Here is a 15,193-nt window from a genome sequence, read left to right on the forward strand (position 1 = left end):
CGCCAGTGCATAATTTATGCGTGGCCGCGCCGACATACCGTTGCTAGGCTGGCGATCTGCACACAGGCAACACGAGAGCACGCCATGACCATCCTGGTGACAGGCAGCGCCGGCCATCTCGGCGAAGCGTTGATGCGCAGCCTGCATGCCGCGTCGCGCAGCGCCATCGGTATCGATCGCAAAGCTTCGCCATTCACGCAACGCGTTGGCGATATCGCGGACCGCGCCTTTGTGCGCACTGCCATGCGCGGTGTGCGTGCGGTGATCCATACCGCCACGCTGCACAAGCCGCATGTGGCCACGCATTCGGCGCAGGACTTTATCGACACCAATATCAGCGGCACGCTGGCCTTACTGGAAGAAGCCGTCGCCGCGGGGGTGAGCGCGTTCGTGTTCACCAGCACCACCAGCACCTTTGGCGCTGCACTGACACCCGGCACGGGTCAGCCGGCGGCGTGGATCAACGAGCACGTGGCGCCGATTCCCAAGAACATCTACGGCACCACCAAGCTCGCTGCCGAGAACCTGTGCGAACTGTTCCACCGCAAGCAGCGCCTGTCGGTACTGGTGCTGCGCACCTCGCGCTTTTTTCCCGAGGCGGACGACCACGCGGGGACGCGCGACGCCTATGACATCGCCAATGCGCAAGCGAACGAGCTGCTATACCGCCGTGCCGATATCGAGGATGTGGTGAGCGCGCATCTGCTTGCCGTAGAACGCGCGCCAGCCGTCGGCTTCGGCCGTTACATCATCTCCGCCACCTCGCCGTTCGCCCCGGAGGACCTCGCGCTACTGCACCGCGATGCGCCCGCCGTGGTGCAACGTTTGTTCCCTTCTTTCCAGGCGCTGTACAACGCGCGCGGTTGGCGCATGTTTCCGCGCGTGGACCGCGTCTACGTCAACGCACTCGCGCGGCATGAGCTTGGCTGGCAGCCGAAGTATCACTTTGCGCAGGTGCTGGCTTGTCTTGCGGCGGGGCGCGATTTCCGCAGCCCGCTCGCGCTAGCCGTCGGTGCGAAGGGATATCACGACACCACGTTCGGCGACATGCCGTACCCCGTCACCCCGTAGGAGCGCACCCGGTGCGCGACCCGACTTGCTAGGGCGTACATCTACAGACATGGGCCCGCGTTGCGGGCCTTTCGCGCACCGGGTGCGCTCCTACGGCGTAGCCTCGCTTCGCGCGTATTCGGCGGGGGTGCGGCCCACCAGTTTGCGGAAGTCGCGGATGAAATGGGCCTGGTCGAAGTAGCCCAGCTCCAGCGCCAGCTCGGCCCAGGCAACGGCGCGGCCTTCCTGCAATTGCGCGATGGCTTCGTGCAGGCGATAGCGGTTGATCACCCACTTGGGGCCAATGCCAACGTATTGCTGGAACAGCCGCTGCAACGCACGCGTGCCCAGTCCACTTTGTTCGCATACCTGCTCGACCGAGGTGATGCCGCGATCATCGGCAATGCTGGCGACGATGGTGCTGACGCGCTCGACCATCGCGTCGTGTGGCGGCAGGCGATCGAGCAGGAAACGCTCGGCGAGGGCGATCATGGCATCGACATCCGCCGCCGCCAGCACGTCGGCCTCAAATGACCCGGCATCAGCACCGAATACGTCGGGCACGGCGAGCGATGTGTCCATCAGTGTGGCGACCGATGATTTCAGGAAAGGATAGAAACCGCCGGCTTTGAACTTGATGCCAAACGTGCGCCCCTGTTCTTTCAACTCGCAGGTGAAGCGGCCGCTATGCACACCATAGATACGCGCCTGCGGCGGCTCGATCACCAGATGCACGTTGGGGTGCGGCAAGGTCTCCTGCGTTTGCGGCGGCAAGCCGCGCAGATCCCAGCCTACAAACCAGAAATGCTCGATCAGCCAGGCCAACGGCGGGCAGGGCAGCCGGCGTTCGTGCTGAAAACTGCCATGCTCCAGCTTTGACCGCAGTACACCGCGCGCCTTACCCGCTTCGGCATTATTCATGGCTGCGGCCTCGCGTGATGCTGTCGCGTTTTTCCAATCATCGGCCCACCGATCCTGTTGTCATACACCCCAAGGCGGCGAGGCGCGCCGCGCCATAGGGCAGGGCCACCGCCATGCATAGCCGACACATACGGGCCGCTGCGATCATGCTGACCCTTGCGCTGACCGCAGCCGCACATGCCACTTCCAAGGAGACCACGATCATGCACGCCAGCGGCGATTTTGACGTCAAGATGGGGCCACAACCAACCACACCCGGTTTTGAAGCTACCGGTGTGGGCCGGCAAACCATCGACAAACACTTCCACGGCGATCTGGAAGGCAGCAGCCAGGGCGAAATGCTGGCGACGATGACCGAGACGCAAGGCTCAGGCGCTTATGTGGCGCTGGAAAAGGTCAGCGGCACCCTTCACGGCAAGCGCGGCACCTTCATCTTTGTACATAGCGCCACCATGCATCGCGGCGTACCGGATTGGTCGGTGAAGGTCGTGCCGGATTCGGGTACGGGGGAGCTGGTGGGTTTGAGCGGTGCGATGGTGATTCACATCGATGAGAAGGGGAAGCATACGTATACGTTTGACTATGAGTTGCCGTGAGAAGCGATTGAAGTCTGTAGATGCTACGTAGCAACACTATCTCGAGCACCCATCACCCCTCCCCAACCCTCCCCTGCAAGCAGGGGAGGGAGAAATGCTGCATTAGGTGATGCGCAGCGAGCCTATGACGCCCGTGCGGCGATGAGGGTTGGACAATAAGGCCCCGAAGAAAACCATCCCCACGCCTGACACTGGAAAAGGCGCAGCTACAGAGCCCACCGCCTGCTCTCAGGCCATTTCTCTTTGGTTACTTTCTCTTTGGGCCAGCAAAGAGAAAGTGACCCGGACCGCGGCAGCGGTTCGGAAGCCCGCCGCAGGCGAGCCAGGGCACGCAGACGCTAAAACCGAACGACAACGCCACTGGATCCCTGCCTACGCAGGGATGACGAAGTGGGAGGGAATGGCGCGAGACCGAACCCTCATCCGACCCTTCGGGCCATCTTCTCCCAAAGGGAGAAGGATCAAGGCGAGCACGGGGCCACTGAAGAGAAAACAAGTCAAAAGAAGCGACGCACCCCTTCCAACATCGCCCCCACCCCCATCACCACCAACAACACCCCCACCCCTTTACCCACCGCCCGCGCAAAGACCGGCCGCGCCACCAACCACCCCTGCGCCCCACCCGCCGCACAAGCCAATCCCCCATACACCGCCAACTGCGTCACCACGATCACCAACCCCAGCACCACCGCCTGCCCCCACAACGCCCCGTTCTCCCGCCGCATGAACTGCGGAAACACCGCCAGCATGAACAAGTAGGCCTTGGGATTGAGCAGGCACGTCACCGCGCCGCGCCGAAACGTGACCCAACGCGAATGCCGCTCGGCGGCGGCGGGCAGAAAAGCGGTGTCGCTGCGCCAGATCGCGTAACCGATCCACACCACATACGCAGCGCCGAGCCACAACACCACATCAAACGCCGCCGGCCAAACCTGCAGCACCACACTGATCCCCAGCGTCGCCATCACCACATGGCATACCCCGCCGAGCATGATGCCGCCCACTGCGGCCAGCCCGCTGCGTCGCCCGCCCATTAGCGAACTGCCCAGCACATACGCCATATCCAGCCCGGGCAACACGATGATGCCCAGCACCAGCAGGAAGAACAGGCTCAATTGCACCGAAGGAATCATGTCGCCGGGCCTCTATTGGGTATGGCCGCAGCCTACGAGGTAATCAGGGCGGCTTTAGCCCTGTTTGTTGGCTATGCTCCGCGCCATGTACCACCCCACCACCCGCGCCCTGGCCGTACTCGAACTGCTGCAGACGCACCGTCGCATCAGCGGTGCGGAGATCGCGCGCCGACTAGGGGTGGATACGCGCACGGTGCGCCGCTACATCGCCACGCTGGAGGAGATCGGCATACCGATCACCGCCGAGCGCGGGCGCCATGGCGCGTATCTGCTGATCGCCGGCTTCAAGCTACCGCCGATGATGTTTACCGACGACGAAGCGCTGGCGCTGTCGATCGGCCTGCTCGCCGCACGCAGCATGGGACTCACCGAAGCCTCCGCCGCGGTGGCCAGTGCGCAGGCAAAGCTGGAGCGCGTGATGCCGGAGCGGCTCAAGGGCCGTACGCGCGCAGTGGCGGAAACGGTGATGCTGGATCTGTCGCGCTCCTCCGCCGCAGGCGCTAGCGACACCTTGTTCACCCTGAGCACGGCGGCGCAGCAGTATCGCCGCGTACACATGCGTTATCGCTCGGCGGAGGGCGACGAAACGGAGCGCGAACTCGACCCTTACGGCCTCGCCCATCGCGGCGGGCAATGGTACGTAGTGGGCATGTGCCACCTGCGAAAGGGGCTGCGCTCGTTCCGGCTGGATCGCGTCACGGAAGCAGGGATGCTCGATGCGACCTTCGTGCGTCCGTCCAATTTCGACGCGGTGGCACATCTCACGTTCGGCATCGCCACCCTGCCGCGCTCGATCACCGCCGAGATCGTGTTGCGCACCACATTGCAGGACGCCCTTGAACGGCTCGGCGGCAGCATGGGCTTGTTTGAACCAGTGGAAGATGGCGTGCTGCTGCGTGCCCAAGTGGACGAACTCGATTGGCTGGCGCGGCAGTTGGCGCGGCAGCCATTTGATTTCGACATCCGAGAGCCGGCAGAGCTGCGTGATGCATTGCGTGTTTTATCGCAACGATTGAGCAAGTTGTCGGACACACACGCCATCGCCCTAGTGTGAAGCGGGGTAGGCCGGTAGATGAATGAAGCCCGGCTCAAGAGCCCCTTGCAATCTCTATCTGCAAACAAGTGGATGAGCAAAAAGCCAAACACTCCCCCCTGCGTGTCCCACGGGGACTACTTCGGTCCAGCAGAGGAAGGTTGGGGTGGGATCAAGCCCCTCACGAATGCACGAAGCGATTCAAAGCCCCAAGTAAGCCATTAACTGCTGTGATCCAGGATCACTTTCCAGCCATCCTTGGTCTTCTCCCACACTAGCGAAAACACACCGTCATCCTTGGCAGCCGCACCATGCACCGTGCGGCCGAGGTGGAAACGACCGGTCGCGGTGGCGTATTGGGCATGACCGTCCGCGCATGGCAATAACCGAACCTCGATGTCGGAGTAAGTCAGCGTGCCCATCTGCTCCTTGGTGGCGTAGTTCTTCTTGTAGCTCTCAAGGATGGGCTGGAAGCCCTTGCGCACCCTGGCACCGATGAAGGTGGTATCCGGCGCATCTTTGTATGTAGCCATGAAACCGACGATATCGCCACGGTTCCACGCCGCTTCGGTGGTCGTCAGCACTTGCTGTATCGCTGCCTCATCGCTTGCAGTAGATGGCGAAGCAGCGAAGCCTGCGAAGCTGGTCATCAACAGCAGCGCGCCGACCCATAAGGAAAGCTTTTCCACCCTCATCTGTTACCCCTCACGTGTGTGGCCGCCTTATCGCGGGTTCGTCGCTATGGCGCTTGGAACTCACGCCATAGCGCACACAGTAACTGCAACGGTCGGCTGTAGTGCAATCCTCAGTTGTAGCTCATCGCGACAGTTGCTTGAGCACTTACTTTTCCCGCGTCCACCGAGGCTCCGGTCTTGTAGTACTGAGCCGTCAATGGCAATACTCCTCGGCCACCAACGATCGGGATCGTGCGCGCATTGGTGGTGCCGTTGGCTCCAATGGTCTGGCCATCGTTGGAAAACAATCGCACGCCTACGCCCGTGGCACCGGCCGTATTCCTGAAAATGACCGGATTGACCGGATCCGGGGCTCCGGTGAAAGTGAAAGTGGCCGCCACCGCATTGTTGATGCAGTTATCAACGGTGATGGTGAACGGCTTGTCAGCCGCACTCACGCTGTTGATGAAGTCGCTTATTTTTGCCGAATTGAGCGTCACGGTTTTGTTGACATCACCCGCACTAATCGAACACGTAGGGTCTGGGCCAACTATTTCGACGGGACCAAGGTAGAGAGCCACAGGCGACAAAGTTCCAAAGTTAAGCAGGTTACCTGTTTGACCGATTTGTCCACCGTTAACCGTACCGCTGGCGACAGGGTCCGCCGTCTTATAGAAAACAACGGTGTAATTCACTGCATAAAGGGTTGGCTTGTTTATTGGGCCCCAGAACGTCCAACCGCGATCGATCGGGTAGGGAGGAGCCGTGAATGGCTGTCCAATCTGCCCCGCGGCGCTGCTGAGCGACAAGATCATGCCCACGCCAGACACATTGGTATTCAGTGCCAGACCGAGCGTAGAGCCAAGATTGAGATTCGAATAGGACGTATACGTCACCGCCCGATGATAAATGCGCGCCACCCCTTCATTGCCTACGCAAATGACATTGGTTGGATTGTAGGGCAGGGTTTGACGGGCAAGTTCATCGCCGATTTTTGTGCCAACAGAAGCAACAATCTTCGGAATGTTGAATGTCACGGCGACCGTTGATGAGGCGATGCAAGTGGCGAATGTCTGTCCGTTTGCCACCATGAAAAGTATCGCGAGTACAGTAATTTTAAATATGCGCGGCCTGCAATTTTCATTCTTCATGAAAATCCCTTTCCAATTCCTTGTGGGAACACGAACAACCTTTCGTTACGCTGGATAACCAGCTTCGCTGTTATGAAGTGCCTCCGGTTTTCGCCGAAGCGCTTCATAACAGCGAAGCTGGTTATCCAGCGTCTTTGTTTATCAGGAGCTTGAAGTCACAGGAGCCCGACTCTTGCCCCCTTTTTTCGGGGTCCATCGGGATAACGGGCTTGATGGATGGTTTTTCGCCACGGCCGCTCATTTGTAAGTGAACGTGGCTGTCATCCTGGCGTTGGCAGCGCCCGACGAGACATCACCGATACGATAATAGCGCGCTGCTATCGGGATACTCAATGTGCCGTCCGGAGCAGCATTACTGATCGGGTAAGTTTGTCCACGCACAGCATTGGCGTTGTTGCGCACCAGCTGCACCGCAATACCCTTTGCAGCATTTGCATCCGCCGTCAACCCAAAAACGTTATTATTTCCCGAAACCGCAACGCCATTGATGCTCATGGATACATTCGGCGAATTTTGGCAATTGAGATTGATATTATAATTTTGACTCAAGGAAGACGTGGAACCTACGGCAGTAAATATGCTTGCCTGCACATTTCCAAGAGGAATAACCACATTCGTTGTAGTGACATTGCACGTAGCTGGCGTTACTCTCGCATTAACATAGGGGCAATAGGATATGCCGTTACCGTTCTGCCCTACGACTATTGAGGTTATACAATAAGGGCCGGAATTAATAAATGATATATCACCCGTTTTCACAAGTTCAATGGCAATACTTCCCTGAAAAAACAATTTTCCGCCACCTGGACCTATTCTCCAAGTTTTTGCCAAAAAACCACCAACACCACTTAAGCTATCCAGTGCTACAGGCGCATTATCCACAAGGATTCTAACTCCAAGACCGCTCGCCATGCCGCTAGCAGTGTAAACATTCGTGTAGCCAGGAACGAGCTGCCAACCCAATCGCCCAAAACCAATTCCTGCGATCCCACTTTGGCCACTTGAACATGCACCATACTGCGTACGCGGAATTGTATCTGAACCACGCACGATAACTTGGCCGTTGGCGAGATTGCTCGGCACATTCGCAGTAAGAGTTTCAGTTCGATTATATATCGACGTGACAGATGTGCAGTTAGCGGCGAAACTGTCGTGCCAAAAATAAAATAAGCCCATGAAAAGTAAAAAATTCAGCCACATTTTTCCACGACAACCATTAATCACAACAATTTCTCCTCGCAGTGAAGATTGAAAATTCCATGAGCTTATTGACGCCCGACTGCGGACGAGACTCAACTATCGCGAGCTTTACGGCCATATAAAAAATATAGACTTAAACTGACCGCCGTCATTCAAATTTCATATCAAACACTTAATATCACTGTGGCGAATTGTGCCAAACGCGACTATTTAGCTTGCGCATCGTCAAGACATTTAGTGGTGGCGTTCCACGCAATCGCATCAGTTGTAGCTCATGGTGACGGTTGCTATAGCAGTAACCTGTCCCGCGCCAACGGTGGCTGCGGTTTTGTAGTACTGGGCGCCCAGCGAGAGGACGGCTTGTCCACCCTGGCCGCCGGTAACCTGAGCCGTTTGCACGTTGTTGGTGCCGTTGGCGCCGATGGTCTGGCTGCTGTCGCTGCCCGGATAAATGCGAACGCCTACGCCTGTGGCGCTTCCCGTGTTCTTGAACAACACCGGGTTGGCCGCATCGGCCGTACCGGAGAAGGTAAAGGTGGCCAGGCTCGCGTTCTGGCAGTTGCCCGCCGTAAGGGTAAAGGGCATATCGCCCGCACTCGGGCTGCCATTGAAATCGCTGCTCTTCACCTTTGGCAAGGTCACTGTTTTATTGATATCAGTGCCGATGATCGTGCAAGTTGGAACAACAGGCGGAACGATATTACCACCAGTAATTCTATGAATAATTATATTAACTCCGTCGAAGCTAAAATAGCTCATATCGCCAAAAGTAAGAGCCCCTCCACTCGTAATATCTGCTGTTTTAATTAAATAGACGGAATAAGAACTAGTATCCGCAAAGGTCTGAAATCCGGACGGCCAATATAAGCTCCGCAATCCATATAAATAGGCAACAAGTATCCCAACTCCTCGAATATTGGTTTCATACAATTGGTTCTGATAATGACTCAAACTTGAGTCTGTAGGGATCACTGCACTCTTAGTTGGAAATAACGGCCCTTTTAAGCCACCAAAGGTTGCCGTGTCGCCCCGGCAATAAATACTCGAACCAATTCCGACTGGCCGAATTTGGGCAATGGTGTCACCAACCTTAAGAGATGGCGAAACTGCCACCTGTCCAAAATTGTAATTTATAGTACCAAGATAAGGCATACATCCCGCCGCTGCCTTGCTCGGCAAAAGCGCAAATGCAATCATGAATAATATAAAGGTCGTTAATAATTTTTGCCTGCACATTTTAACCCACTCATAAATTGACTTGATCGCCGCCATTACGAGGCGGCGCAATAATATCAAGCATGCAATTACATCAGTTGTAGCTTGTATTAACAGTCGCCACCGCCGAAACCGAACCGGCCGTTGCAGTGACGCTCGGCAAATGCCAATAACCCGCCTGGAACGTAAGCACCGCCTGGCCACCCGTGATCTGCGCCGTCAACACGTTGTTCGTCGCATTGGCCCCGATGGGCACTCCGGCACTCGATTCCAGCTCCACCGCCACGCCTTGCGCGGTTCCGGTGTTTTGCCAGCGCACGAGATCGGTGGCGTCGGACGTACCTGTGAAAGTGAACGTCGCAGTGCTCAGGCCGGCATCGCAGTTGTCGACGGTAAGCGTGACGTTCTGGAGGGCCGCTGCTCCAGAAGCCGGCAGATCGGAGGTCTTGATGGTAGCCAGGGTCACGTTCTTGTTGACGTCACCCACTGAAATGGAACAAGTGCCTGCATCGATGGTGCCATTGATGGTGACGGTTGCCGTGTCTGCACCGGCGGTTCCGGCCGTGGCCGCCAACCCCATGGCCAGGAGTAGCCCGATCAGGGCGCGCTGCGATGCTGGCTTGCACGAATGGTTCAATCGACGTTCCATGGATTTTCTCCTGTTAGAGCTGATCTGCTGCGCCGGAAAGGCCCAGACCTGAAGCGATGACGGCACTGACGATGGCGCGACCTTTGCGAGCGTTTTCGGCCGCCTCCGCTTGCGCATCGGATGATTTACTTGTGGTGTCGGATACGGCCGGCCCCGCGCCCTGCGTACACGGCAGCTGGAATTTTTCGTAATCCATGTGTTTGCCCTTGGCCTGCGGGGGCAGTGCTACCTGGATGCGGCAGCTGTCGTTGGGCTCGTCGCCCCAACGCACGGTCAAGGTGCCGGACTTCTCGAGGCCGCGAACGAATACGCGGCTGGCCTGGCCGGCAATGCCCACGCTATTGCCGTTTTCGTCGAATACGTCGGCACCGAACGGAATCGGCGCACCGTCTTCCAGACTGCTGTCGATCAGCAAGGCGCGACCGGCCTTGGTCTTGTATTTCAGAAGCACGACCGAGCCAGAACGTGGTGCCACGTTCTGCGTGGTGCCTTCCAGCTCCACTGCCGCGGACGTGCCCTTCGGGTCGAGAGACACGGTGTTGAGCTGATAAGGCGATAGGTAAGGCACCACGGCATAACCGCGCGAGTCCACCTTCGATCCCAGACTGCTGCCCACACCTGCACCGGCAGCGTCTGGCGCGTAAACCAGGCCGATGGTGTCGCCCGTGGACGGCGACAGCGTCAGGCCGCCACCGTGGACCACCACAGCGCCGGAGGCACCCGCACTGAACTGACGGTAGCCACTGCCCTGGCTGTAACCTGCCGAGAGGTTGGCACTGCTACCGCTGTATTGGCCATAGAGGCCGCCATTGCTTTGGCCTCCTGCGTGCGACAGGGAGGCGTTGTAGTTGAAACGATGGTCCTTATCCAGAGACCCGCTGATACCCGCCTGGCCGCTGGAGCCCGTAATATCCGAGTGACTGGCCATGGCATTGAACATGGGTGCGCGATCGCCCGCGCCCAGCGGCACGCTCACCGTGAACCACAAGGTGGTATCGCGGCGTGTGTTGAAGAGTGGCCTGCCCGTCGGCGTGGGAGCGCCAGGAATATTGTCAATGGGACCGATAGTGGAGGACGGCACGTAGTATGCCGACGTATCGCGTGTGCGCTGTGCGGAGAAGCTGTAGCTCAGCGATTTCCATTGATTGCTGTAACCCGCCGAGAAGCTGATCTGACGTCCGTTCTGGTTCCAGTAATTACTGGCCGAACCAGAGAAATACACCTGGCCGCCACGACCACCCAGCGTCTGATAGATGCTGGCGTCGACACGGCTGCGCGGACGCGCCACAACGTTGCCGCTCTGCCCGCGAGCCACCGCCGTACGCATGGACACCGCATCATTGAGGCCAACGAAACCACTGGTGGAATAACGGTACGCTGCCACCGCAAAATTGGTGCCGGTTTCCGCGATGTTCTTGTTGTAGGCCACGCGCAGACTAAGGCCGGTCGTACCCTTCTGGCCCGGTACCTTGTTGCGTCCCTGGGTCAGGTCGGCCGAGAACGCACCGATATTGGTATTGAGCGCGGCACCGGCCAGGATGGCGTGATAAGCCGTAGCGAAGTTGGCACCACCATAGGCGGTGATCTTGTTGGTCAGGCCACGCCGATATGTCGCCTGCGCCATGAAGGGCGCATTGAGCGCATTCGCTTCGGCAATCTTGCCGATGTCCACTTCCCAGGTGCTCTGGCCCGGGCGCAGCAGCTGCGGCACCGCGGAGTACGGCACGGTGAAGCGCTCAATGCGTCCATCGGCCTCTTGCACCTCGACGTCCAGATCGCCACCGTAGCCGGTGGGGAACAAGTCATCGATGACGAACGGACCTGGCGCGACTGTTGTTTCGTAGATCACATAACCGCGCTGCTTGACCTGCACCCTGGCATTGCTGGTCGCCACACCACGGACGATCGGCGCATAACCCTGCTCCGATGAAGGCAGCATGCGCTGGTCCGCGTAAAGGCGCGCTCCGCGCAAGCGCACGCTGTCGAAGATATCGCCCGCCGTGTAGATTTCGCCGGCCGCGGCCTGCGCCTTCCATTCGGGAATATCGTGCTGCGCGTAAGTGGCGTTGCTCTGATAATGGGCACCGCCATGCTCGGTCCACGAAGCCGAGCCCTGATGTACGAGATGCCATGACCCAAGGCTTAGCGAGGCATTAATACCAATATAGGCGCTGGTCTGGGCACGGCCATTCCGGTTGCTGCGATAGAAATTGGTGTTGTAGTTGAGTACGCCCGCATTGACGCCGGCGTCCCATTGCGATGGATCGACGTAACCACGCGCATTGCGCAGCGTGTAGATCTGCGGCACGGAAAGCGAGAGCGACTGCTCGTTGCTATCGAACTCTGCCGAGGCACCTGGAATATAGTCGCTGATGGATCCGCAAAACTCTCCCGTGACTGGAACTGGCCGGCTTGGGACCTGCTCCGGCTGCATGTGCGTAGCGACCTTGTGCAGGTCCACACCCCAGTTGGTGAGCGTGGCCGCATCGAAACAGGGCTGGGCCGATTCCTTGCCCGCCACGCCGCGCATAACGATGTCGGTACGCGCGCGCCAGCCTTTGTTGACATAGACATCGCCGTGGTAAGTACCAGGCGCCGTGATGCCATCTTTCTCGAAGCGTGACAGATCAACCTTCTGCCCGGACGAGGCTGGAAAGAACTCTTGATCGAAGCTGAGTGCTGGCGACGGCGCTGCCGGATCGATGAGCGCAGCTGGATCGATGGGAGCTGCTGGATCAACGGGAGCTGCCGGGTCGATCGGATCCACTACTGCCGCATAGGCCGGCTGCACCAACGCACCCAATACCAAGGTCGGCAACAGCGCCAGACGCAAGCCATTCCTCGCTACCGAAGATGTTGCACGGTTACTGGAATCCACTCGAGACACAGACTTCTCCTGCGCTGCCACATGGCGGCAACTGTCCCTGCCGTCGCCCTACGGGCACGGCATATTTATTTCTGAATAAAATGACTTGATCTAACTAAAAGGCTTTCGGGAAGGCTCGCACTCAGGGTGAGAGCGATGCTTCTTTTTCGCCTAGCGCGCCGTAATCGTTGATCACTGTAAAAAGAGCGCGCGCGTTGCTGCCAGGGCGCGTGGCCAATGCGCTGATGGGGAACGTAGCGCTTTCACCTGGCGCCACCATGCCACCCCCCTGCTCCTGAATGCTCCGCTCGCCGACCTTGACACCAAGACTGGCAAAGTTGACGTAGTAGGGCGTGGGATTGCTCACTTCCAGCGCAAAACCCTTGCCATCCTTGCCGCTAACCAGCTTCCACGTCAGTTTGTCAGATGCCTCAGTCGCGTTCCCCGATAGACCGTCTGGACGAAAGAACACCTTGATGCGTGTGCGGAAGGCGAACTGCAGCAGATTGCGTTCATTGGTCGCCTGCGCCTTTGGCGGCACTTCGAGCACGTTAAGCCAGAACAGCGACTCTTTGTCGGTCGGCAACGGTTCTTTGGTGTAGACCATGCGCAATGCCTGACCCTTGCCTGCATCGAGGCGATTGATCGGCGGCGTGATCGTAAACGGTACTTTGGCGGTATCGGGCGTCGATTTATCGTCGCCACTATCCAGCCAGGATTGCACCAGCACCGGCGTTTTTCCTTCGTTGGTCAAACGCACCGTGACTTCTCTTTCCTGAGCCGGGTACACCACACGCGTGCCGCCGATCACCACGCTCGCCTGGCTGCTTCCGACGAACATGGCGGTCGCGAGCAACAGGCCCGACATGGCATAGCGCAATACGTTAGACATACATCACCTCAAGAGAATTCGTAGTGTTGGCGGCCGTATGCACAGCCGCCAACGTTTTCATACAAACAACGGATTAGTTGTAAGTAACCTTGTAGACCACGGCCGAGCTGACCAGACCGGCGGTCGGAGCAGCATTCACCGCCAAGTACTGCGCACCCATGCGGATGATCGCCTGGTTGTTGGCAATCGCCGGCGACATGACCACGGCCGACGCGTCGGACAGGTTGATGGCCGTCTTGTCGTCCATGGTCAGCTGAATTTCGGCGTTGGTAGCTTCGCCGGTCAGCACGTTCTTCAGCGCGCCGGTGCTGGCGTCGATGTGCGAATCCAAGCTGTCGAACATCAGGGAGGCGACCTTGCCGTTCTGGCAGGTGGTTTCGCCAGGTGCACCGAACTTCACCGAGAACGGGGTGTGGCCAGCCACATCACCAGCGGCGGTCATGTCGGAGGCCGGAGTCGGTGTCAGCTGCACGGTGAAATTGCCGGTGCCTTCGTCGGTGTTCTCGCCACCCTGGATGGTGCAGGTGGTATCGGTCAGTGCACCCTTGAAGTTGATGGTGCCGCCGGCGCTCGAAGCTGCGCTGGCCGTACCGACAACGGCAATACCCATGGCCAGAGCGATGGCGGAGGCAATCTTGAAGTTCTTCATAATGTCATTCCTTAAATTGAGTCCCGCCATCTAGGCAGGTCTGGTCGATCGACCGGAGAGCTTGCTGTTGAGAAACAAATGTTGACGGCGTGAACCGGAAGAACCAGCAGGCGCCCCATCCCTTGGGGCACACCTGAAAACCCCTTGCCACTCCGTGGCAATCCGTATTCACACCGCCCAACAACGCACCCTTCCTCGAGTGCGGCGCCAGTCTAGGCGGCGCGATTTCGCGCTCCTATAGAAGAACTTTTAAAGTGCGTTTAGAGACAACACGTTCTCTAAATTTACGAGCATCAGGCGTTACAGTCCGCCCCCACTTCCACGGAATGAAGGAGACAGGACGTGAGGAAACGTTTCTCAGAAGCGCAGATTCTCGGCTTTCTGCGCGAGGCTGAAGGCGGTTTATCAGTGAAGGATCTGTGTCGTCGGCATGGCTTCTCAGAGGCCAGCTACTACTTATGGCGCAATAAGTTCGGCGGCGCACAAGTATCCGACAACAAACGGTTGCGCGAGCTGGAGGCGGAGAACACACGCCTGAAGCGGCTGCTGGCCGAATCGATGCTTGAAAATGAAGTAGCCCGCGAGGCGCTTGAAAAAAAGCGCTGAGCATTGCGGCGGATATTGCAATGTATCGAAGGCATTAGTGTGACGGCGCCTGGGATAGCGGCGAACATTTCTGGCACCCGCCGCTTGCTTGGTCATGACGAACATGGCAAGCGAAAGCAGTCATATCATCTAGCCATCTGGACGGCCAGACAATCTATATGACGTCGGGATTCTAAGAGGACAAACACGACTAGGACGCGCCCTTTTGGGAGCTCACCCTATATGCGGCGGACGTAAAGTCACTCTGTTGCGCAAACTGGTCGCGCACAGGGTGCGCTCCTACGGGATGTTCTGCTTGGGAATCGAGCTTTTTTGAGTTCGTTGCTTCGGTGGACCACTGGTGAAGAGACGTTATGGGTGCGCCCTTGAATAAGAGTAGATCCCATACGAAATTGAACCGTCTCTAAAGGCGGTATCCACACAAGGCGGCGCCCAGTCTCGGCGGCGCGCGCTTTCGTAGTTGTTCTATGTCCACTGCATAGCGCTGTTGTCAGGCTTCGTCACAGCCTGCGATCGACTCTTTCTTCGTGGGTCTCACACCTTTGTAGTGCGATCACA

The 15,193-nt window shown here is 58.2% G+C and carries 13 protein-coding genes and 1 pseudogene; 4 read left to right on the top strand and 10 right to left on the bottom strand.

What is annotated here, in order from left to right; all coding sequences use genetic code 11:
• Positions 1 to 84: 84 nt before the first annotated feature.
• A complete protein-coding gene (locus tag BM338_RS05595) occupies positions 85 to 1,071 on the top strand; it encodes an NAD-dependent epimerase/dehydratase family protein (protein WP_090449806.1) in 987 nt (328 codons plus the stop codon).
• Between the two features lie 90 nt (positions 1,072 to 1,161).
• Here the strand turns inward: BM338_RS05595 and BM338_RS05600 are convergent, their stop codons facing one another.
• Positions 1,162 to 1,971: a helix-turn-helix transcriptional regulator gene (locus BM338_RS05600; protein WP_090449807.1), complete on the bottom strand. Its 810-nt coding sequence runs from the start codon at positions 1,969 to 1,971 to the stop codon at positions 1,162 to 1,164.
• 113 nt (positions 1,972 to 2,084) lie between these two features.
• Here BM338_RS05600 and BM338_RS05605 point away from each other — a divergent pair, with 113 nt between their 5' ends.
• Positions 2,085 to 2,567, top strand: a complete 483-nt coding sequence (locus BM338_RS05605; protein ID WP_255367194.1) for a DUF3224 domain-containing protein — start codon at positions 2,085 to 2,087, stop codon at positions 2,565 to 2,567.
• Positions 2,568 to 3,064: 497 nt separating this feature from the next.
• Here BM338_RS05605 and BM338_RS05610 read toward each other — a convergent pair whose 3' ends face one another.
• A complete protein-coding gene (locus tag BM338_RS05610; RefSeq protein WP_090449808.1) occupies positions 3,065 to 3,700 on the bottom strand; it encodes a LysE family translocator in 636 nt (211 codons plus the stop codon).
• Between the two features lie 85 nt (positions 3,701 to 3,785).
• Here BM338_RS05610 and BM338_RS05615 point away from each other — a divergent pair, with 85 nt between their 5' ends.
• Entirely contained in the window at positions 3,786 to 4,754 is a 969-nt protein-coding gene (locus tag BM338_RS05615) for a helix-turn-helix transcriptional regulator (protein ID WP_090450130.1), read from the top strand.
• A gap of 200 nt (positions 4,755 to 4,954) precedes the next feature.
• Here the strand turns inward: BM338_RS05615 and BM338_RS05620 are convergent, their stop codons facing one another.
• The 8 genes from BM338_RS05620 to BM338_RS05655 all read right to left on the bottom strand — a co-directional run bounded on the left by BM338_RS05620 (position 4,955) and on the right by BM338_RS05655 (position 14,029).
• Entirely contained in the window at positions 4,955 to 5,428 is a 474-nt protein-coding gene (locus BM338_RS05620; RefSeq protein ID WP_255367195.1) for a YybH family protein, read from the bottom strand.
• Positions 5,429 to 5,538: 110 nt separating this feature from the next.
• A complete protein-coding gene (locus tag BM338_RS05625) occupies positions 5,539 to 6,558 on the bottom strand; it encodes a fimbrial protein (protein WP_090449809.1) in 1,020 nt (339 codons plus the stop codon).
• Positions 6,559 to 6,795: 237 nt separating this feature from the next.
• Entirely contained in the window at positions 6,796 to 7,782 is a 987-nt protein-coding gene (locus BM338_RS21325; protein ID WP_143109257.1) for a fimbrial protein, read from the bottom strand.
• 237 nt (positions 7,783 to 8,019) lie between these two features.
• A complete protein-coding gene (locus BM338_RS05635; protein WP_090449811.1) occupies positions 8,020 to 9,030 on the bottom strand; it encodes a fimbrial protein in 1,011 nt (336 codons plus the stop codon).
• A 37-nt stretch (positions 9,031 to 9,067) separates the two neighbouring features.
• Positions 9,068 to 9,622 carry a fimbrial protein gene (locus BM338_RS05640; protein WP_177229233.1) on the bottom strand — a complete coding sequence of 185 codons (555 nt, stop codon included), beginning with the start codon at positions 9,620 to 9,622 and terminating at the stop codon, positions 9,068 to 9,070.
• Between the two features lie 13 nt (positions 9,623 to 9,635).
• Positions 9,636 to 12,455, bottom strand: coding sequence for a fimbria/pilus outer membrane usher protein (locus BM338_RS05645; protein WP_143109258.1), 2,820 nt, complete (start codon positions 12,453 to 12,455; stop codon positions 9,636 to 9,638).
• A 175-nt stretch (positions 12,456 to 12,630) separates the two neighbouring features.
• Positions 12,631 to 13,380 (bottom strand): fimbria/pilus periplasmic chaperone, encoded by a 750-nt coding sequence (locus BM338_RS05650; protein ID WP_090449814.1) that lies wholly within the window; start codon positions 13,378 to 13,380, stop codon positions 12,631 to 12,633.
• Positions 13,381 to 13,453: 73 nt separating this feature from the next.
• Positions 13,454 to 14,029, bottom strand: coding sequence for a fimbrial protein (locus BM338_RS05655; protein WP_177229234.1), 576 nt, complete (start codon positions 14,027 to 14,029; stop codon positions 13,454 to 13,456).
• A 342-nt stretch (positions 14,030 to 14,371) separates the two neighbouring features.
• On the opposite strand from BM338_RS05655, the pseudogene BM338_RS05660 reads away from it, so the two are divergent.
• A pseudogene (locus tag BM338_RS05660) lies at positions 14,372 to 14,626 on the top strand (transposase); the annotation flags it as partial.
• Between the last annotated feature and the right edge of the window lie 567 nt (positions 14,627 to 15,193).

Origin of the sequence: Dyella sp. OK004, from assembly GCF_900114495.1 — a bacterium.
In the GTDB taxonomy this organism is placed as follows: domain Bacteria; phylum Pseudomonadota; class Gammaproteobacteria; order Xanthomonadales; family Rhodanobacteraceae; genus Dyella_D.